Consider the following 20,214-nt stretch of genomic DNA (forward strand, 5'->3'; position numbering starts at 1 on the left):
AATTTCTTCGCTAAATCAAAACCATTTTATATTGCAGCCAATACTTGGTTTTTGAAACTCGGAGATTTTTTCATTCTTTAATAAAGCATCTAAGGCCGTACGCATGTCATTTCCGGTCACTGGAATTCCATTGTTTGGACGAGAATCGTCTAATTGTCCACGATAGACCAATGCTAATTCTGCATCAAAAATATAAAAGTCAGGTGTGCAAGCTGCATCATATGCTTTGGCAACTTCTTGAGTTTTGTCATACAAATACGGAAAAGAAAAATTGAATTCTTCAGCATTTGCTTTCATCAAATGTGGTGCATCGGCAGGATAGTTTTCTACATCATTACTAGAAATTGCAATAAAACCAATTCCTTTCGAAATATAATCGTTTGCTAATTGAACTATTCCTTCATTTACATGTTTTACAAAAGGACAATGATTGCAAATAAACATAATGACAGTTCCGTTAATTCCTTTAGATTCATTCAAAGAAATAATAGTGTCTGAAATTGTGTCGATTAGTGAGAAATCTGGAGCTTTTGTTCCTAAAGAAAGCATGTTTGATGGGGTAAGTGCCATTTGGAATTTAATTTTAAAAGTCTAAATTTAATCAAAAAAATACAATGGGAGACTTAAGTTGGAGCGATTTTGAAAAAGTAGATATGCGCATTGGTACTATTGTAGAGGTGAACGATTTTCCAAAAGCCAGAAAATCAGCTTATCAGCTTACAATTGATTTTGGAGCTGAAATAGGAATCCGTAAATCTTCAGCGCAAATTACAAAACGTTATACCAAAGAAGAATTGGTAGGTAAACAGATTATGGCTGTTGTAAACTTTCCTAAAAAACAAATTGCAAATTTTTTCTCAGAATGTCTCGTTATGGGCGCTGTAGATGGTGATGATGTGATTCTCATGCAGCCTTCTGTAAAAATTCCAAATGGTTTGAAGGTTTCTTAGATTTATGATTTTCACCAAACACCAAACTTTTCCTGCCTAAGATTTACTTCTTAGCCTGTACCAATTCCAGTTGATCTACAGAAATAGTAGTAGTGAAAAGTCCGTAGTTTACAACAGCTTTGCCTTTTTCAAGACTGTCAATAGTTCCCACAGCTTTTCCATCTGGCATGCGGACACGATCCCCAATTTTTAAAATAGGCTTTGGTTTTTGTGCTTCTTTTTTAGCTGCTTTTTTCTTTTCGATTTTCTTTTCTTCGCGAATTACAGCTACTTTTTGAATGACTTCTTTTTTAGCGGCTTGTTGTTTGGCTTTTTGTGCTTTCTTTTCTTTGACAGATTGTTTTTTACGTTTGGAATTTTCAGTTTCTACAATGCGTAAAAACTCAGAAATCAACGGACGCTTCTTTTTATTGTCAAAATAACGTTCTGCAATTTCATTGATTTTATTTCCCAAATGAATCATGCGTTTATCATGATCGTACAATTGTTGGTAGCTTTCTAACTTTGACTTAATCTTGGTATTTAACGTTTCCAATCGATCGTTTTCTTCGCGTGCTTTGATTTCTTCTTCACGAAGCAACTTTGAAGTCTTTTCCATGGCACTACGTTCTTTCTGCAACTTGGCAATAGTGGCATCAAAACGTACTTTTCCACGTTCAATTTTTTTCTTTGCTTTGTTGATCAAACTATATGGAATACCATTTTTCTGCGCGACTTCAAACGTAAACGAACTTCCCGCTTGTCCTAGTGCTAACTGATAAATTGGCTGCAAAGTTTTACGATCAAACATCATATTAGCATTGGTTGCATGTGGTAATTCGTTTGCCAATAGCTTCAAGTTAGAATAATGCGTTGTAATGATTCCAAATGCTTCACGTTCATAAAAAACTTCCAAGAAAGTTTCTGCCAAAGAACCTCCTAATTCTGGATCACTTCCTGTACCAAATTCATCAATTAAAAACAGTGTTTTATTGTTACATTTCTTTAAAAAGTAATTCATCTGCTTTAAGCGATAACTATAGGTGCTTAAATGATTTTCAATAGATTGTCCATCGCCAATATCTGTTAAAATACGATCAAATAAGCACATTTTACTACGTTCGTGTACAGGAACTAACATTGCGCTTTGTAGCATTACTTGTAATAAACCAATGGTTTTCAGGGTAATACTTTTTCCTCCAGCATTGGGTCCAGAAATCACGATAATCCTATTATCGCTACTTAACTCAATTGTCTGTGGATAGGTAGTTTCATTTCGCTCTTTGTTGGTTAAAAAGAGTAGTGGATGGTATGCATCTTTTAGGAATAATTCACGATTTTCTGAAATTTCAGGAAGAATAGCATTCATAGAAGTCGCATATTTTGCTTTTGCGTAACTTACGTCTAAATCACTTAGAAAATCCTGATATTCTTCTAATAATGGCGTAAATGGACGTGTAAAGTCAGTCAATTCTTTTAAAATACGCGTAACTTCTTCTTTTTCTTCATATTCTAAATTGGTCAATTCTCTTGAGTATTGCAGTGTAATCTCTGGTTCAATATACACAATACTTCCTGTTTTAGAACTGCCCATGATTGCACCTTTGACTTTCCGTCTATGCATGGCTTTTACTGCCAAAACCCTACGGTTATCAACCACAGTTTCACGAATTTCATCTAAATATTCTGCTTGACTGTATCTGCTCAATGCTGAAGAAAAACTTTGATTGATTTTTCCGCGTATACTTAAAATTCCACGACGAATACGAGCCAATTCTGGTGAAGCAGTATCTTTTACTTCTCCAAAACGATTGATAACACTGTCTATTTCAGTAATCAGAACTTTAGTAAGTTCAATTTGTTCAGCTCGTGATTGTAATGTTGGATAGTATTCTTGAAATTTTTTAAAAAACTTGATCAGTAAATTCACTGCGCTTGAAATTGCAGAAATTTTACGAAAACCTTGAACTTCCAAGAAGCTATTTTCAATCGCTAACATCTTAATTTCCAGTGAAATTCCTTCAAAACCGTGATTCGGAATCACGTTTTCATTTTCGAAAGATGCTAGATACTCATTAACGTACGACAAGTTTGTTAACAACACATCTTTATCTGCAAAAGGCTGTGTGTTGTTAATTTTTTGCTTTCCGTAAGTCGTAACGGCATGTTCTGAAACTTGTTGTAAAACCGTTTCAAACTCTAAATCATCTAATGTTTTGGAATGTATTTTAATCATTGTAAATTTGAGCTAATTTTAATCGGCATAGTAGCACAGATTTTTAGCCGATGGCAAAGGTACTTATTTATATGTTGAATTTGAAATGAATTTCAACATGACGAAAAACGAAATCCATGAACGTAAAAATTGAAGAAAGTTGGAAATTTCATTTAGAGAACGAATTTGAACAACCGTATTTTAAACAATTGACAAATTTTGTAAAATCAGAATATACGCAACAACAATGTTTTCCTAAGGGGAAAGATATTTTTGCAGCATTTGATCATTGTCCGTTTCATCGATTAAAAGTTGTCATTATTGGTCAAGATCCTTATCATGGAGTAGGACAGGCGAATGGTTTGTGCTTTTCCGTAAATGATGGTGTTCCGCATCCTCCATCGTTGATTAATATTTTTAAAGAAATTAAACGTGATATTGGTGTTGATACACCCGTTAGCGGAAATTTAGAACGTTGGGCAAAACAAGGTGTTTTATTGTTGAATGCAACGTTGACTGTACGAGCACACCAAGCAGGAAGTCATCAAGGAAAAGGATGGGAAACTTTTACAGATGCGGTAATTAAAGTGATTTCAGAGAAAAAAGAAAATGTTGTTTTCTTGCTTTGGGGCGGTTATGCCAAGAAAAAAGGAGCAAAGGTTGATAAAAGTAAGCATTACGTTTTAACATCTGGACATCCATCTCCTTTAAGTGCAAATCGTGGATATTGGTTTGACAATAAGCATTTTAGTCGTTGCAATGATTATTTAGTTAGCCAACGTATTGAAGGTGTTCGTTGGTAATTATACTTACTAATTCTAGGTTTTTTAGGAGCGTACTAGATAAAAATATTTTTCTCTGTAGGGTTAGAGTAACTTTCTATACTAAGTACATATGTTTATTAGCAAGAGGTTTTCTTTGTTGAATTAAGTTAAAAAAAAGGCTACAATAAAATATTGTAACCTTTTATATGTAATTGGAAAGTGTTTTACTAGTATACTTCTACACAGTTATCTGCTGTGTCTGCAGTCATAATGTAAATTTCCTTTGCGTCGTCTGTATCAGCAAAGTTAACTCCTTTACCCATACAATTTGATCCACATGACGCTAATAATAAACCTGCTGCAGCTAATAATAAGATTGATTTTTTCATAATGATAGTACTTGTAATGTTAATAATCTGATAAATTTGATTTTTTTTGAAAGTAACGTTTTGCCCTTATTACTTTCTGATGCCAAATTTAGTGTGCCGACTATTAATCGAAACATTTTCTCGATTACCTGTTTAAATTCTCGTTAAATGACATAAAAACGTTCTTTTTTGTCGATTCAAAGGGTGAAATGATCCATTCGTCGACAAAAAGCCCCTGTTTAAAAGGGGGAAAATCCCCTGAGAATTCAGGTATTTCTACGTGGTTTACAAGTTGCAGGATTATGAAAATTTGTTCAATCTGTTGTAAAATTACTTAGCGACTTACAAAATCCACTTAATTTTTTATTACATTTTGTGTGTCAAATCGTTGTAATCCCATTTTTCAGATATAATATCCAAGCTGAGTAGCTTTTTTTGAACTTTTTCAATGGTTTCTTCATCAATTAATTCTTGACTCCATTCGGTCAATGACAACCATTTTTGAACATCTTCTAATTGTTGTTCGTAACGCGCTGCAATCGTTTCGTCGATATTGGGAAGACTTTTGAATTTCGCCGTCATTTCATTGATAATATTTAAAATGGTCCTTACGGTTTCTTCATCTTCTTCTAACAATTCTGTGCGAACGGCAATAACAAAACATGGCCAAGGTGTAGGACAATCAGCAACACGTTTAAAGATTCCTTGATCTACTAAAGGTTTCGTGGTAAAATGTTCCCACATAAAATAATCTCCTTTTCCTTTATTCAATCCATCAATAGCACCTTCTAAGTTGTTGATGACTTCAAAACCCAAATTGTCAGTGTCCCAACCATTGTTTTCTGCATTTATATACGCCATTAAGTGTGAACCAGATCCATAACGACTTATAGCGGCTTTGGTTCCTTCTAAATCTCCTATCGTGTCATAGGAAGCATCTGCAGCAACGTGAATTCCCCATATTAGAGGTGATTGCACAAAAGTTTGTACAATTTTAGCAGGATTTCCAGCAATGATATCTTTAATGATTCCTTCTGTTAGAATGACAGCAATATCAATTTTTTCATTTCGAAGTGCTTTACACATAGCGCCAGTTCCACCAGGATAATCTTTCCAGCGTAGACTGATGCCTTCTTTTTCATAAGCACGTTCTTTTAATGTTAAATACCAAGATAAGTTGAAATGTTCAGGAACACCTCCAATATTAATTTTCTTCATTCGGGACTTTTTTATACTAATTTACCTAAAGTATACTGAATCAATTCATCTACCGTTTCTTTAGGAGTTTTGATAAATTCACCAAGAGGTCTATTAGCAATGATGGCATTCATAGAAGCGGAACGATGTCCTAATAGATTTGCTAATCCATAGATACCAGCCGTTTCCATTTCTAGATTTGTTATCTTTTTGTTGTTGTGACTAAAGGTAGCAAGTTTGTCATTTAATTGTTCATCTTGTACATTTAATCGTATTTTTCGACTTTGTGGACCGTAAAAACCAACATTTGTGGCTGTAAAGCCTAATACAGTTCTTTCGGACGCTAGTTGGTCGATTAACTTTTGATCTCCTTTCACTACATATGGTTCTGACTTTCGAGAAGACCAATTTGTTTGTTGTAAAAAAGCATCAGAGTATTCTGTTTGTAGAACATGATCACTTTCATAAAAATGTAATAAGCTATCAAAACCTATAGCATATTCACTAATTAAGAAACTATCTACAGGAATGTCAGATTGAATAGAACCTGATGTTCCGATTCTAACAATATCTAAAGCTGTAAATTTTTCTTTTACTGTTCGTGAGCTGAAATCTACATTTACCAATGCATCTAACTCATTAAATACGATATCAATATTATCAGTTCCGATTCCGGTAGAAATGACTGAAATGCGCTTTCCGCGAAGTGTTCCTGTATGCGTTACAAATTCACGTTTTGCTTTTTTCAGTTCAATAGTATCAAAATATTTACTTACGGAACCAACTCGGTCAGGATCACCAACCGTAATAATGGTAGTTGCAATATCTTCAGGAAGTAGATTTAAATGATAAATACTCCCGTCAGGGTTTATAATTAATTCAGATTCTGCTATTCTATTCATGTTTTGTCAATATTTGTTGTTCAGGATGATAGCAATATTCATATTTGTTGCAATTGCCAAAAACGGTATCATCTGATAACTTGTCATAGGAATTTTGTAAACCGCCAATGGCTAACAAACCATCTCTGTTAAGAGATAATCTTTTGGATTTTAATTCGTAAAAATCAGCTAATTTTTTTATGATTTTTGCGATTTGTAAATCACCAAAACCATAATACCCTTGATACTGTAATATATATCCTGTAAGTTGTCGTGTATTTTTTATTTCTTCTTTGTGAATGATCTTTAAAATATGTGTCTCTAAAACGTTCAATCCGTTAGTAACCGATGGAAATCGTTTTAAATGTGCATTGATGCAGTTGGAAAGGTATGGAAATGAAGAGCTAAGTGTAACATAATTTTTAAACGTTACATGATTGTCTGTGCAATACAATCGCCACAATCTATCTGCCAATTCTATATCTGAAGTAGTCAACTTGATTTTTTGTTGGTAATGTGATATAAGTTGCTTATGTGATAGTTCTCCAAGTCCTTTTAAATTCGGGTCATTTTCAATCCATCCGCTACATACCAAATAGATTTCCGCTGAAACGTTTGATTGTTGTAAATAACTCAATGCGGCTATCATATTAATATGACAGAATAAATCGTATTCAAACCACAGTACAATAGAAGTATATTTTGAGAAATTTGTAGTAAGTAATGGGTTTAAAAATGATTCCGTATAGGTTTTTCCATCAGCTCCAAACGGAGTTAAGAATGAAATTCGTTCTTGCTTGAATGTTTCAGACCTTAAGTCATAACTTGTTTTTCCTTCACAAAGCATTTCACGCCAAACCAATTGATCATCTTTGATATTTATTGCTGCGAGTCTAGGTGTTAAGCTATCTCCATTTAACATATGTAGTGTCCGTTGCTGCATTTATCCGCCAACACGTTTTACATTGTATCCTTCTTTTTCAAGAATTTGTACAATTTTATCTCTATAGTTTCCTTGAATGATGATTTCTCCATCTTTTGCGCTTCCTCCAACACCGCATTTTACTTTCAATAATTTTCCTAAGGCTTTCAAATCATCTTCTGTTCCTACAAAACCTTTGACAACCGTGACAACTTTTCCGCCACGACCTTTATTGCTAAAATGAGCTTCTAAGTGTTGTTCTTTTGGAACTAGGGTATCTTCAACAGTTTCGTTTTCCAATTCAAAATCATCATTTGTAGAGAATACAAATCCTCCCAAATCTTCCAAACTATTGAGTTTTTTCTTTGCCATACTTTAATTTTATATAGTGAATGTATAAAAAATCACCGATTTATCTTCAAAAAATAACACCAATAGCAGCCGCTATCAGTGTTATATAAACTATCTAAGAATTGTAATTTTATTACTTTTTGATTAATCCTAATTCAATTAAACGCTGATTTAAAAACTCACCAGCTGTAATATCATCAAATTGTTTCGGATTATTTTCGTCAATACAATTGTCTAAACAATCCAATGGCATTTCACTAATTGGATGCATAAAGAAAGGAATAGAGTAACGAGAAGTTCCCCAAAGTTCTTTTGGTGGGTTTACTACTCGGTGTATTGTTGATTTTAGCTTATTATTACTGTGACGTGATAACATATCACCTACATTAATTACCAATTCATCTGGTTCGGCAATTGCATCTAACCATTCACCATCATGACGTTGCACTTGCAATCCTTTTCCATGTGCACCCATTAATAAGGTAATCAGGTTGATGTCTCCATGTGCTGCTGCACGAACTGCATCTTTTGGTTCACTTGTAATTGGTGGATAGTGAATTGGACGTAAAATACTATTTCCATTTTTAATAAAATTATCAAAATAAAATTCATCTAATCCTAAATATAAAGACAATGCTCTTAATACAAATACACCTGTTTTTTCAAGCATTTTATAGGTTTCCTTTCCAACAGCATTAAATTCAGGTAATTCTGTAACTGTTACATTGTCTGGATATTCAGCTTTTAGCGCGTCATTATCTTCTACATATTGACCAAAATGCCAAAACTCTTTTAAATCTCCAACTTTTCTTCCTTTGGCACTTTCTTTTCCAAAAGAAACATATCCACGTTGTCCTCCAATACCTTCTATTTCATATTTGCTCTTCGCTTCAACAGGCATTGAGAAGAACTTCTTAATTTCTTCATATAGATTTTCTACCAATGTATTACTTAAAAAATGTCCTTTCAGAGCAACAAAACCAATATCTTCATAGGCTTTTCCTATTTCATCAATAAATTTTTGTTTTCTAGTTGGATCATCAGACAAGAAATCGGTAAGATCTACGCTTGGAATATTTTTCATGTGTTTATATTTATTGTTTCAACGGTCACATATAGTTAACGAATCATCACCATTGTTAAATGATTTACTTTTCTGCATGCTCGGTTCATGTAATTCAAGTTTAATTTTTAACGAAACTTTTGGTATTATGTAAAATTAGGTGTCGTTCGTAAAAACCAATTGTTAATAACTTTATAACCGTTAAAGGCTTGTTTTTACAAATGTAGCTAAAAATATACGGTTGAAAAAAGAGAGTTATTAACAATTGAAAAAATTATCTCTTTGTGCTTTGATGAACCGTTTTTTTTCTTGATTTTTGAATATCTATTATAAAGAAAGACAACTCATGCCAACCACAAAAGAATCAATGGTATACGAAAAAGGAAATTTGACCAACGAAGCGTTGATCAGTTTATATAAAAAAATGCTAAAACCGAGAATGATAGAGGAGAAGATGTTGATTCTTCTGCGTCAAGGTAAAATCTCAAAATGGTTTGGCGGAATTGGGCAAGAAGCCATTGCAGTCGGTGTGACTTCTGCACTGACAAAGGATGAATATATTCTACCAATGCACCGAAATTTAGGTGTATTTACAACACGTGAAATTCCATTGTATCGCTTGTTTTCTCAATGGCAAGGAAAAGCAAACGGTTTTACCAAAGGACGTGATCGTAGTTTTCACTTTGGAACACAGGATTATAATATTGTGGGAATGATTTCACATTTAGGTCCGCAATTAGGCGTGGCAAGTGGAATTGCATTAGCAAATAAATTGAAAGATAGCAAACATGCTTGTGCCGTATTTACAGGAGAAGGAGGAACGAGTGAAGGAGATTTTCATGAAGCTTTAAACGTAGCTTCTGTGTGGAGTTTACCTGTGCTATTCTGTATTGAAAATAATGGTTATGGACTTTCAACACCAACAGCAGAACAATATAATTGCGAGCACTTGGCCTATAGAGGAAAAGGGTACGGTATGGAATCGCATATTATTGATGGAAATAATATCTTGGAAGTTTATACAAAAGTTTCTGAATTAGCGGATAGTATTCGTGAAAATCCAAGACCAATCTTATTAGAGTTCAAAACCTTCCGTATGCGTGGACATGAAGAAGCTAGTGGAACAAAGTATGTTCCAAAAGAATTGATGAATGCTTGGGCTGCGAAAGATCCAATTGATAATTACCGTAATTATTTATTGCTAGAAGGTGTATTAACAGATGAAATAGAGCAAGCGTTTAGAGCAGAAATTTCTACTGAAATTAATGAAAATCTTAAGCTAGCTTTTGATGAAGAAAAAATTACATCTACTAAAGAAGCTGAATTAAACGATGTATATAGAGACACTGCATACGAAGAAGTAACACCAAATACTGAAACAAAGAATATTCGTTTTGTAGATGCAGTATCTGAAGGATTGAAACAATCGATGGAAAAACATGATGATTTAATCATTATGGGGCAAGATGTGGCGGAATATGGAGGTGTTTTTAAAATCACAAACAATTTTATCAATCAGTTTGGAAAAGAACGTGTGCGAAATACGCCAATTTGTGAATCGGCAATTGTATCAGCATCTTACGGACTTTCGGTAAACGGAATGAAAGCAGTGATGGAAATGCAATTTGCAGATTTTGTATCAAGTGGTTTTAATCCGATCGTAAATTTATTAGCAAAATCACACTATCGTTGGAATCAGAATGCAGATGTTGTTGTGCGTATGCCATGTGGAGCAGGTGTTGGAGCTGGACCTTTTCATTCACAAACCAATGAGGCTTGGTTTACCAAAACACCAGGTTTAAAAGTGGTATATCCTGCATTTCCGTATGATGCAAAAGGTTTGCTAGCTACTGCTGTGAACGATCCAAATCCGGTATTGTTTTTTGAGCATAAAGCATTGTATAGAAGTGTGTATCAAGATGTGCCGACTGATTATTATACTTTACCATTAGGAAAAGCTTCTTTGTTGAAGGAAGGAAATGATATTACTATAATAACATACGGTTCGGCAGTGCATTGGGCGTTAAATACTTTAGAAAATAATCCTGAAGTTTCTGCTGATTTGATCGATTTACGTTCCTTACAACCTATAGATACAGAAGCAATTTACGCATCAGTTAAGAAAACAGGAAAAGCTATTATACTGCAAGAAGACTCTCTTTTTGGAAGTATTTCAAGTGATATTTCTGCCATGATTATGGAAAACTGCTTTGAGTATTTAGACGGACCTGTAAAGCGTATTGCTAGTATGGAAACGCCAATTCCTTTTGATCAAGGATTGGAACAACAATATTTGCCTAAAAATGAATTTGAAGCTGCATTGAAAGAAGTCTTAGACTACTAGATTAGCTAGATTGTTAGGTTTTTTTAGAAATATAGACTCTTCTCATTTCTATATACTACCGGAGTCGAGATGTAGACAGAAATTAAAGCATAAAAAATCCCGAACGTTAATGAAGCGTATCGGGATTTTTGCATATTTAGTAGTAGTGAATAGAGTGCTTAAGAATTATCTTCTTGTCACAGTTTCCTTTTGAAAAGAGGATACTTTTAATTTTCCGCTTTTGTTGTTGACTTTGTAATGAATCAAAACTTTTTCAGAAGAACCTTTGCAGTCTTTTAATACTGTAAAATTTCCTTCTTTCACAGAAGCTTGTAGGGTGAGTTTCTTTCCTGTTGTACTTTTTGATAAGTAATGATTAACTTTTAAACAGCGATTTGAATCAAATACAATAACACTGTCGACGTTAATATCGACAGTGTTATCAAGTGCTATCTCAAAAAGATACTTAGTATACGGAGCTGATTTTTTGATCCCTTGTATAATGGTTTGTTTTTTAGAAGTTATCAGCTTAATACCTTCATTACAAGCCATTATATTGAGTGTAATAGTGCTTAGAATCAATAAAATCAGAAACCGCTTCATTAATTAACAACAATTTTCTTTGTTAGACTTTTTCCATCATTTGTAATTTTTACAAAGTATAAACCACCAGCAAAACCTGCCAAATCAATTTTTTCTTCTAAAGAAGTCGTTTTCATTTGTTTTACTACTGAGCCAATCAAGTTGTATACTAATACGTCTGTATCACCTGATAAGCCATTAAGTTTGATGGTAAAGCTTTTATCTACAGTTGGATTTGGGTATACCTGTACTGCATTTGATGCTAATTGATTGTCTTCAACAGAAAGAGAATTTTGATCAATAGCTACTTCCCAAACACCACGTCCGAAAGTTGCTGCTCGTAATTTCTCTGTAGCATAGTGGATTTCAATATCATTTACAATCACATTTGGTAATCCTTGTCCTAATTTAACCCAGTCACCAACAGAAGCAGTTCTATAGTATACACCTAAATCGGTAGCTAAGAATAATTCTTCGTCTGTAGTTCCTGTTTTGTATAAAATTTTATGTGTAGGAATATTTGGTAAACTTCCTGTAATATTTGTCCATGTAGCACCACTATCATTAGATTTATATACTTTTCCAGCTTGATATCCGGAATACGCAATGTACACTTCGGCAGGATTGGTAGCATTAACTTCAATACTTTTTACATTTCCACCTTGTGGAAGCGGAAGTGTTGTCCAAAAAGTACCGCCATCATCTGTTCTTCTTACAGTACCGTTTCCAGAAACATAAATAACAAAAGGGTTAGAAGGAGCAATTGATATGAATTCAACTGGACCTACATTTGAGTTTAAGTTTGTCCATGTGTTTCCACGATCTGTGGATCTGTAAATATCACCGAATCCTCCATATATTGTCGTTGGAGTTGTTGGGTGAATTTCCAATTCCCATACAAATGGTGCGCCATTAGGTGTGCTTATAAATTGAGAAGTAGTAAAACCATTGGTAGTTCTTAACATAGATCCTGCTTGACTACATGTCCATGCAATATCACTATTTGAGTAATCCCATAAACCTTCTACACCATCACTTCCAGGATTTCTTCCTATCCAATCTGTTCCATCATATTGTCCTATGTCGTTATCTTGTGCTCCAGCAATTAATAAGTTTGCATTTTGTGGAGTTCCAGATACATTATAGTATTGTGTAATAGCAATTCCTGAAGACAAATCTGCCCAAGCATTATCAAACTGTGCATTACCTATAAAAATTCCACCATCATTTACGGAAATTGCCATATTAGTTCCTGGTACAAATTTCATATCGTGATGATCAGAGTGAACATAGAAATAAGGATTTCCTGCTGTCCAATAACCATCAAGATATTTTTCCCAGTTTTGACCTCCATCAGTAGAACGCCATCCATCAACACCGCCTGCTAGTATTAGATTTTCATTTAATGGAGAAATTGCCAATGTTATATTGTATCCACCTTGAGAATTAAATCCTGGAATATTTGAAACTAATGTCCAAGTATCTCCATCATTTGTTGATCTTCGAATTCTTCCATTAGAATCTAATGTTAAAATTAAATTAGAATTTGCAGCTGTAATTGCCATGTCTAATCTATTAAATGTAGGAGCAGAAACTTGTACCCAAGTAGTACCATTGTCAGTAGATCTATAAAAACGTCCAGCTCTTGACGTAGCAAATAACGTAGTATTGCTACCCGCCTTATATTCTATATCATTAAAACGAGCATTAGCTTGTGTAAAAACATCAGTCCAAGTTACTCCGCCATCCGTAGTTCTTTTAATGTTATTTCGAGTAGTTGCAAAAACGGTATCAGGGTTATTAGGGTCTATCAATAATTTAGTGATAATATTATTTTGACCTAAAGTAAATGCTAACCCTGTAATATTCCAGTTTGCGCCACCATCTGTTGTTTTTAATACGCCAATAGATCTGTTTTGAAATCCGTCTGCGTCACCAGTAGCAGCATATACAACATTAGTATTCGTAGGATTGATAACAATATCAGAAATTCCCATATTAGGAAATTCGTCACCTTGCGGTGTCCAAGTTGTTCCTGCATCCGTAGTTTTCCAAACACCTCCGCCTGGCGCGCCAACATACATGGTGTTTGTATCATTTCCAGCAAAAGCTACGGCATTTAATCGTCCCATACCAGGGTAAAATCCAATATTAGAAACAGGAAATGTGGTTGGACCTAATAAGCTCCAAGCTACAGAAGCTACACTTCTGCCATTAGCAATAGCATTTGCATGACGTGCTTGTTCGGAAGCCCATAGATTTGCAGTATGTGCTGCAGACATAAAATGTCCATTAGGCAATATACGATCTTTCCAAAATGCTTTCCAGCGTTCAAATTGTTTGATTTGCTTTTTACTTTTTCGATCTTGGTTACTTCTAATTGGAGCTAAAATTTGATTTTCTTGTTCAACAATTTCAAAAAAGTTACTGTCTTCATCGAGAACAGAAGCTCGATAATTTTGTGCTTGAGTTTCTACAGAAAAACCAAAAATAGTAATTCCTGCTAAGGCAAGGTAGAGTTTCCTTTTCATAAAGTAAGCGTTTGTTTAGTTTAGCGTTAGTTAACAATTTTGAAGTAAAACAGTCTATTTCTAAAACACCCTACTTTTTAACAATAAATAATTAAGAATGATTTTGAAACATAAAATTTACAATGTTGATGTTTAGTTAATTGTGAAATATTTTGCGAATCCTGTAATTTTTATAGTTTTTTTATGTCCAAAGCTAAAAAAAGATCAAAATGAGTTTAACTATTGAATTACAGAAATATGCAGACGCAAGTGCACAACGTCATCAAGGAGAAGCACAAGTTATTATGAAAAAAGCTATTGACGATTTGATAGCTTCCTATATGATTAGTAAAGCCTATAAAACTGGAGATATCCTTCCTGAAATTGTTTTAGGAAATGCCATAGGAGCACAAGTACGAGTACAAGATATTTTGAAAGAGCACAAAGTAATTATTGCCTTTTATCGTGGAAATTGGTGTCCGTATTGCAATATTTAATTAAGAGCATTTCAAGTAGTAATTCCAGCATTTGAAGTAAAAGGAGCAAAGTTGGTATTGATTGGTCCAGAAATACCTGATAATTCATTGACAACAAAAGAGAAGAATGAATTGACTTTTGAAGTATTATCAGACATTGACATGCATGTTGCTCGCAGTCTAAATTTAGAATACAAATTACCTTCAGACTTGCGAGAACTATATAAGAAATTCGGAATTGATTTAGATTCAAGTCAAGGAAATCAAAATAAAGAATTGCCAATTGCAGCTACTTATGTCGTAAAGAAAGATGGTACAATTTCATATCATTTTTTAGAAGAAGATTACAAAATAAGAGCTGACCCGCAAGATATTTTGGTGGCTTTGTAAACAATATTGATTAGCTACTTAATAAGGATTATATAAAATGGATTTTGTGTAATCTCTTTTTTTATTGAAAATTGGTAAATCAACTGTAACAAAGTATAAAAATGGGTGTCTATTTTTAGAACATTTTTATTTTTGTAGCATGAAACAACTAAACCCATCTATAAAATTGCATATAGTTATCGGAGTACTTTTGAGTGTATGGATATTTTTATTTGCTTTTTTTATTCGTCCTTTTGAGCATGGAACAATGGATTTGTTAGTTTGGACTAAGGTGAGTTTAGGTTTTAGTATTTTAGCTTTTGTATGCTATGGAGTTATCATTATTTTTCAAAAAATAGTATATCAACAACAATCAAAATGGAGTATATTACTTGAAGTCATTACATTGTTACTCTTCTTTATGCTCTATACCATTGTCACGTATATTTTTTATAGAAGCCCAATAATAAAAGGAGTGTACAGTTTTACAACTTTTTCAAGAGAAATTATTTTAAACTCTGCACTGATTATAACACCAATTTTAATTTTAATACGAACATATACTATCAAGTTGATTCCTGTAAAAGATGATAGCATTACCATAAAAGGAGAGAACAAGCTTGATATTTTGAAAATCAAACAGGCAGATTTAATCTCAATTTCGAATGCTCAAAATTACGTGGAAATTTTCTATGTAGAACATGGAGAATTGAAATCAAAACTAATTAGAAGTTCATTGAAAAAACTGCAAAACGATTTCGAATTTCTATTACAAATCCATCGATCACATTTAATAAACCCAACACATTTTAAATCGTGGAAAGATTCTTCTACCATTCTATTGACACAAATGGAACTTCCTGTATCTAAAAATTATAAAGAAAAGGTTTTGGCACTGTAATTTTATACCTAAAATCACATATTTTATACCTAAAACCCATGTTTTCAACCAAAATCACTGACTTTATACCTTTGTAGCCTTTACCTATTTTAAAAGGCTGTTTTTGATATTATTTTTGAATTCATCAATCAAAATGAATATTAAAAATGAAAAAAATAGCTTGGCTAATCTTTGCCTATTTATGTCTCTACATTAGTTTTCGTCCATTCAAATATTTCTTAGCAGATGGACCAATTGATTTACTCGCTAACAAACCCGATGAAGTATTAAATAGTGTTGTATATATGACAACGTTTTACATTCACATCACTTTTGGCGGAATTGCGTTACTCGTTGGTTGGGTACAATTCATTAAAAAGTTTCGTGATAAATTCAGAAAAGCACATCGAATTATTGGAAAAATATATGTGCTTTCTGTATTGATAAGTGCGCCTGTTGGTTTTTATATTGGATTTTTTGCTAGTGGTGGTATTGTCACACAAGTTGGATTCACGTTTGGAGCATTTATATGGTTTGTAGTTACTTATATAGCGTACAATGCCATTCGAAAAGGAAACGTTGCAAAACATAGAGAATATATGATTTATAGTTATGTAGGAAGTTTTGCTGCCGTAATGCTGCGTTTTATCCTTTATCCGCTAATTAATATCACGGGAGATTTTGCGTTTGCCTATAGTATTTCTGTATGGGCAAGTTGGTTGCCAAATTTTGGAATTGCGTATTTATGGATTCACAAAAAGGATTTACTAGTTTCGATTTATGAAAAATACAGAATCAAGCAAGTTTTAATTGGTATGTTTTTACTAGTGGGAACTATGCTACTAGTTTCTTATATGAGTCCACAAACATGGTTGTATAAAGCTGCTGCGTTTAAAGGAGAAGCCCTTAAAAAACAATCTTTTTTGACCAATTCGTTCTTTACAAAAGAAAAGTTTGAGAAAATTGAAACCTATCTTAAGGAAGAATCGCAAACGACAAGCATGATTGTGTTAGAACATGGAAAAGTCGTATATGAATACGGAGATGTTTCTGAAATAAGTTACAATGCCTCAGTGCGAAAAAGTATTCTGGCAATATTGTATGGAAAATATGTTGAAGATGGAACTATCGATTTGAATCAAACTATAGGTAATATGGGAATTGACGAAGATGACGGATTGCTTCCTATTGAAAAACAAGCCACCATTGATCATATTATTACTGCGCGATCAGGTGTATTTCATCAACCAGTAAATGGAGGTTATGACACTCAAAATCTAAAGAAACGAGGAAGTGTAAAACCCGGAGCATATTTTTTATACAACAATTGGGATTTTAATGTAGCAGGATTTATTCTAGAAGATAAAATAGGGAAAACAGTCTATCAAGAACTGCAAGAACAATTAGCAATTCCATTGGGTTTTCAAGATTGGAATATCCAGAATCAAGATCGAACTGTAAATCCTGAAAAGTCACGTTATTCCGCTTATCACATGCACCTTTCAACACGTGATATGGCAAAAATTGGTCAATTAATGTTGCAAGAAGGAAAGTGGAAAGGCAAACAATTAGTTTCTAAAGATTGGGTTAAAAAGATCACGACTCTCATTACTCCGAAAGACACTGTAAACAAACGTTACAATGAAGATGTTTCGTCACCAGTTCAATTTTCGTATGGATATATGTGGTGGGTATTTGATCGATTTTATGACAACCCTAGTTTTGAAGGTGCATATACTGCCAGAGGTGCATTTGGACAATACATTACAGTGATTCCAAAACGAAATGTTGTAGTAGTGCACAAAACAACTCCAGATGTTTATACACTATTAGGTTTTTCGAATAGAACATCAACTCCAGCTTGGCGTTATTGGTGGATTTTACAAAAGTTGATGTTGAATGGAAAATCGATTGCTGAATTGGCAAAAGATAAGTCGACGGACGAAGTTATTGCATTTATTAAGGCTGAATACAAAAATGATTCAGGATATAATATTTCTGAAGGCTTAATCAATAGATATAGTGAATCGCTAGCTGAACAAGGAAGGCATAAAGAAGCGATTCAATTTTATGAATTAGTTATAGCGTTGTTTCCAGAAGGTTATTATACACATCGTGCGTATGACAATTATATAAGAAGTTTACGAGCACTTGAAAGAGAAGATGAAGTATTGCCATGGATGGAAAGGTCGTTCAAGGTAAATCCTTGGAACAAAGAATTGGGAGAAGAAATTGAGCGATTAAAATCATAGGAATCAATATATCATCACCGTAAGCACTCAGTAAAATCTGTAGTGTGTATGTCTTTAAACTGAAAAACGAAAAAAAATATGACTAACAAAATTTTATTTCAAACTGGTATTGGCTTTATCCTAATAGGGCAAATTATTCTATCAAAAGGGAATGAATTTGTCTACAATTTACAACCAATTGATTTTGCTCATTGGTGTTTGCTGGTTGGAGTTGTTCTTTTAATTCCACAAGTAATTTCTTTCCCTAAAAAACCAATGGGTTTTATCGGAATACCGATTACTATGATAGGAATCACCTGTATGATCGGAATGTGTGTAATTGACTTCATTTTTTGGAGTTACCCAAATGATGAGCTACGTAACGAATTTGCCAAACATCTAGTACAAGTGCCATCGGTTTGGAAAACGTTTATGACAATAGGACCAAGTTCAAAGGTATTTAATTTGGGCTTACTTATTTTAAGTTTCAATTATCTTAAGACTGAAAAAATCGGAATAGGAGTTTTATGTATTGCTACATTGATTTTATGGCATGTCATTCCAACACCTCATAGATTACTTTTTGGGTATTCTTTCACTTTTATTGCTTTTGGAATCATTCTTTTTAGAAATGAAATCAAAAACAAGTTGCAACAACGATAACTGCAGCACTTCTTCCTAATTTTGTTTAATAGGATGATTTGTATAAGCACTCGCGAATACCCATATTATTTGTTTAATGTAGATTTTTACAATCTATTCTACATAAGAGATGATATGGGTATTTGTACCTCATTGAGAAGTTAGTAGAACTTTTCAAATCATCTTTATTAAATAACGTTTCACAAGTTTTGATACCATGAAACAATCCAGTAGCTTCTTTACAAATAAAAAAATAGTGTCAAAAACAGATATATGGATTGAAAAAACTTGAATTTTGTAGCACATTTCTAATATTCAGGAGATTATTTTGTGAGCGTAGCTTTAATAAATAAATAAAAGTAGAGTGTCAGTTAGGATACAAAAACTATAATACTACACATTATTTACAAGAAGAACCATAAAAAGAACTCAAAAGTTAACTAGCTTTGGAGAACAAATCAGTTTATAGCGAAGAAGCGTTTGAAGCATTTGAAAATAAAGATGTTGAAGCACTGAAAGCTATTTTGAGAAAAGGAATACATCCTAATAGTTTGAAAAATGAAAATGGTGATTATTTTTTTAGAATACTAGATACCTATGAAACATTGGAAAACGAACATTTTGAAATATTTACTTTGCTATTAGAATATGGTACAACTCCAAACTTAGATGATTTTTCGTCCTATAATCCATCAAGTGATCAAGAGTGTTACAGAAGAAAAGAGTCGTCTGCAGATGAAATGATTCAACAGTTATTGGCGAATGAAGTTGATGTAGATAGTTTACGAAGTAGAAAGAAGGAATCTTTACAACAATCGGCTGCTGTCAATGGTAAATTAACGCTTTTAAAGCATCTTCTAGAAAAAGGACACGATATCAACTGTAAAACGAAAAGAGGCAACAGTGCGCTTATATTGGCTATTCAATATAATAGAAGTACGGTAGAACACTACAATATTTATTAGACCATGGAGCAGACAAAAATGAACTGTTTGCATTTTACAATAGAAAAACAATTTTAAATCAAGTTGTTAGAAGCAAAAGAATTGATATTTTAAAATACTTAGTTTCCTTAGGTGTAGAAGTGAATGCATTGGATTAAGGTGAATATCCATGCATTTTTGATTGTGCATAATATGGTTCAGCACTAATGTTTGAAGCACTTGTAAAACTTGGTGCAGAAGTAAAACATATTTGCATAACATTTTGTACAGACTCGATTTGCGATTGCGAGACAAAGGATTTTCAAAAGGTGTTAAAGAAACTGCTTTTCAAAAATTACAATTTCTTCGTGAAGAAGGTTATGAGATTACCAATTATGAAATGTTAGATTCTTTTATCGATTAGTTGAAAAACAGAAAAAAGATCAAAAAGTTTGAAGAAAAAATTGTGGTTTCCCTTTTAGAAATGGGATATATGCCTAATAGAGAAACCGAATTCTTAAATTACGCCAACAATGTAAATAGTACAGCAATTTTAAATGCATATCAGAAGGTTCAAGAGTAATCTAG

Annotated in this window: 20 protein-coding genes and 1 pseudogene; 11 read left to right on the forward strand and 10 right to left on the reverse strand. The window is 33.3% G+C overall.

The genetic code is table 11. The annotated features are described in order from the left end of the window. Positions 1–15 precede the first annotated feature (15 nt). Positions 16–570, reverse strand: coding sequence for a thioredoxin family protein (locus MK119_RS16220; protein ID WP_290680704.1), 555 nt, complete (start codon positions 568–570; stop codon positions 16–18). A gap of 44 nt (positions 571–614) precedes the next feature. Here MK119_RS16220 and MK119_RS16225 point away from each other — a divergent pair, with 44 nt between their 5' ends. Next, positions 615–950 carry a tRNA-binding protein gene (locus MK119_RS16225; protein ID WP_290680706.1) on the forward strand — a complete coding sequence of 112 codons (336 nt, stop codon included), beginning with the start codon at positions 615–617 and terminating at the stop codon, positions 948–950. 43 nt (positions 951–993) lie between these two features. On the opposite strand, the gene MK119_RS16230 is transcribed toward MK119_RS16225, so the two are convergent. Next, on the reverse strand, positions 994–3,165 hold the full coding sequence (locus MK119_RS16230; protein WP_290680708.1) for a DNA mismatch repair protein MutS: 2,172 nt from the start codon (positions 3,163–3,165) through the stop codon (positions 994–996). A gap of 116 nt (positions 3,166–3,281) precedes the next feature. Here MK119_RS16230 and MK119_RS16235 point away from each other — a divergent pair, with 116 nt between their 5' ends. Beyond that, positions 3,282–3,947, forward strand: a complete 666-nt coding sequence (locus tag MK119_RS16235) for a uracil-DNA glycosylase (protein ID WP_290680710.1) — start codon at positions 3,282–3,284, stop codon at positions 3,945–3,947. 188 nt (positions 3,948–4,135) lie between these two features. Here MK119_RS16235 and MK119_RS16240 read toward each other — a convergent pair whose 3' ends face one another. The 6 genes from MK119_RS16240 to MK119_RS16265 all read right to left on the reverse strand — a co-directional run bounded on the left by MK119_RS16240 (position 4,136) and on the right by MK119_RS16265 (position 8,711). Continuing rightward, positions 4,136–4,297, reverse strand: coding sequence for a hypothetical protein (locus MK119_RS16240; RefSeq protein ID WP_290680712.1), 162 nt, complete (start codon positions 4,295–4,297; stop codon positions 4,136–4,138). A 345-nt stretch (positions 4,298–4,642) separates the two neighbouring features. Continuing rightward, positions 4,643–5,494, reverse strand: coding sequence for a substrate-binding domain-containing protein (locus MK119_RS16245; protein WP_290680714.1), 852 nt, complete (start codon positions 5,492–5,494; stop codon positions 4,643–4,645). A gap of 11 nt (positions 5,495–5,505) precedes the next feature. Continuing rightward, the gene (locus MK119_RS16250; protein WP_290680716.1) at positions 5,506–6,375 is read right to left on the reverse strand and encodes a nucleoside phosphorylase; all 870 of its coding nucleotides are present in this window, start codon (positions 6,373–6,375) and stop codon (positions 5,506–5,508) included. Continuing rightward, a complete protein-coding gene (locus tag MK119_RS16255) occupies positions 6,368–7,297 on the reverse strand; it encodes a DUF1835 domain-containing protein (RefSeq protein ID WP_290680718.1) in 930 nt (309 codons plus the stop codon). The genes MK119_RS16250 and MK119_RS16255 overlap by 8 nt, the downstream gene beginning before the upstream one ends. Then, entirely contained in the window at positions 7,298–7,648 is a 351-nt protein-coding gene (locus MK119_RS16260) for a translation initiation factor (protein WP_290680720.1), read from the reverse strand. It lies immediately after the preceding gene. A gap of 112 nt (positions 7,649–7,760) precedes the next feature. Then, a complete protein-coding gene (locus MK119_RS16265) occupies positions 7,761–8,711 on the reverse strand; it encodes a 2-oxoglutarate and iron-dependent oxygenase domain-containing protein (protein ID WP_290680722.1) in 951 nt (316 codons plus the stop codon). A gap of 325 nt (positions 8,712–9,036) precedes the next feature. Between MK119_RS16265 and MK119_RS16270 the strand changes: the two genes are divergently transcribed. Next, entirely contained in the window at positions 9,037–11,034 is a 1,998-nt protein-coding gene (locus MK119_RS16270) for a dehydrogenase E1 component subunit alpha/beta (RefSeq protein WP_290680724.1), read from the forward strand. A gap of 165 nt (positions 11,035–11,199) precedes the next feature. Here MK119_RS16270 and MK119_RS16275 read toward each other — a convergent pair whose 3' ends face one another. Both MK119_RS16275 and MK119_RS16280 read right to left on the reverse strand, forming a co-directional pair. Further along, on the reverse strand, positions 11,200–11,616 hold the full coding sequence (locus MK119_RS16275; RefSeq protein WP_290680726.1) for a hypothetical protein: 417 nt from the start codon (positions 11,614–11,616) through the stop codon (positions 11,200–11,202). Further along, positions 11,616–14,126, reverse strand: coding sequence for a YCF48-related protein (locus tag MK119_RS16280; RefSeq protein ID WP_290680728.1), 2,511 nt, complete (start codon positions 14,124–14,126; stop codon positions 11,616–11,618). The genes MK119_RS16275 and MK119_RS16280 overlap by 1 nt, the downstream gene beginning before the upstream one ends. 320 nt (positions 14,127–14,446) lie before the next feature. Between MK119_RS16280 and MK119_RS16285 the strand changes: the two are divergent. The 8 genes and pseudogenes from MK119_RS16285 (at position 14,447) to MK119_RS16315 (ending at position 20,209) form a co-directional block, all read left to right on the forward strand. After that, positions 14,447–14,971, forward strand: a pseudogene (locus tag MK119_RS16285) (peroxiredoxin-like family protein). A 139-nt stretch (positions 14,972–15,110) separates the two neighbouring features. Further along, a complete protein-coding gene (locus MK119_RS16290) occupies positions 15,111–15,851 on the forward strand; it encodes a LytTR family DNA-binding domain-containing protein (RefSeq protein ID WP_290680730.1) in 741 nt (246 codons plus the stop codon). A gap of 146 nt (positions 15,852–15,997) precedes the next feature. Next, positions 15,998–18,082: a DUF2306 domain-containing protein gene (locus tag MK119_RS16295; RefSeq protein ID WP_290680732.1), complete on the forward strand. Its 2,085-nt coding sequence runs from the start codon at positions 15,998–16,000 to the stop codon at positions 18,080–18,082. A gap of 78 nt (positions 18,083–18,160) precedes the next feature. Further along, the gene (locus MK119_RS16300) at positions 18,161–18,724 is read left to right on the forward strand and encodes a hypothetical protein (RefSeq protein ID WP_290680734.1); all 564 of its coding nucleotides are present in this window, start codon (positions 18,161–18,163) and stop codon (positions 18,722–18,724) included. Between the two features lie 425 nt (positions 18,725–19,149). Then, complete coding sequence (locus tag MK119_RS16305) at positions 19,150–19,668, forward strand: ankyrin repeat domain-containing protein (protein ID WP_290680736.1); 519 nt, start codon at positions 19,150–19,152, stop codon at positions 19,666–19,668. Positions 19,669–19,718: 50 nt separating this feature from the next. Further along, positions 19,719–19,805 carry a hypothetical protein gene (locus MK119_RS24365; RefSeq protein WP_366512833.1) on the forward strand — a complete coding sequence of 29 codons (87 nt, stop codon included), beginning with the start codon at positions 19,719–19,721 and terminating at the stop codon, positions 19,803–19,805. A 92-nt stretch (positions 19,806–19,897) separates the two neighbouring features. Next, positions 19,898–20,050: a hypothetical protein gene (locus MK119_RS16310; protein ID WP_290680738.1), complete on the forward strand. Its 153-nt coding sequence runs from the start codon at positions 19,898–19,900 to the stop codon at positions 20,048–20,050. After that, entirely contained in the window at positions 20,051–20,209 is a 159-nt protein-coding gene (locus MK119_RS16315) for a hypothetical protein (protein ID WP_290680740.1), read from the forward strand. Positions 20,210–20,214: the final 5 nt, after the last annotated feature.

Origin of the sequence: Kordia sp., assembly GCF_022447245.1 — a bacterium.
GTDB lineage: Bacteria > Bacteroidota > Bacteroidia > Flavobacteriales > Flavobacteriaceae > Kordia.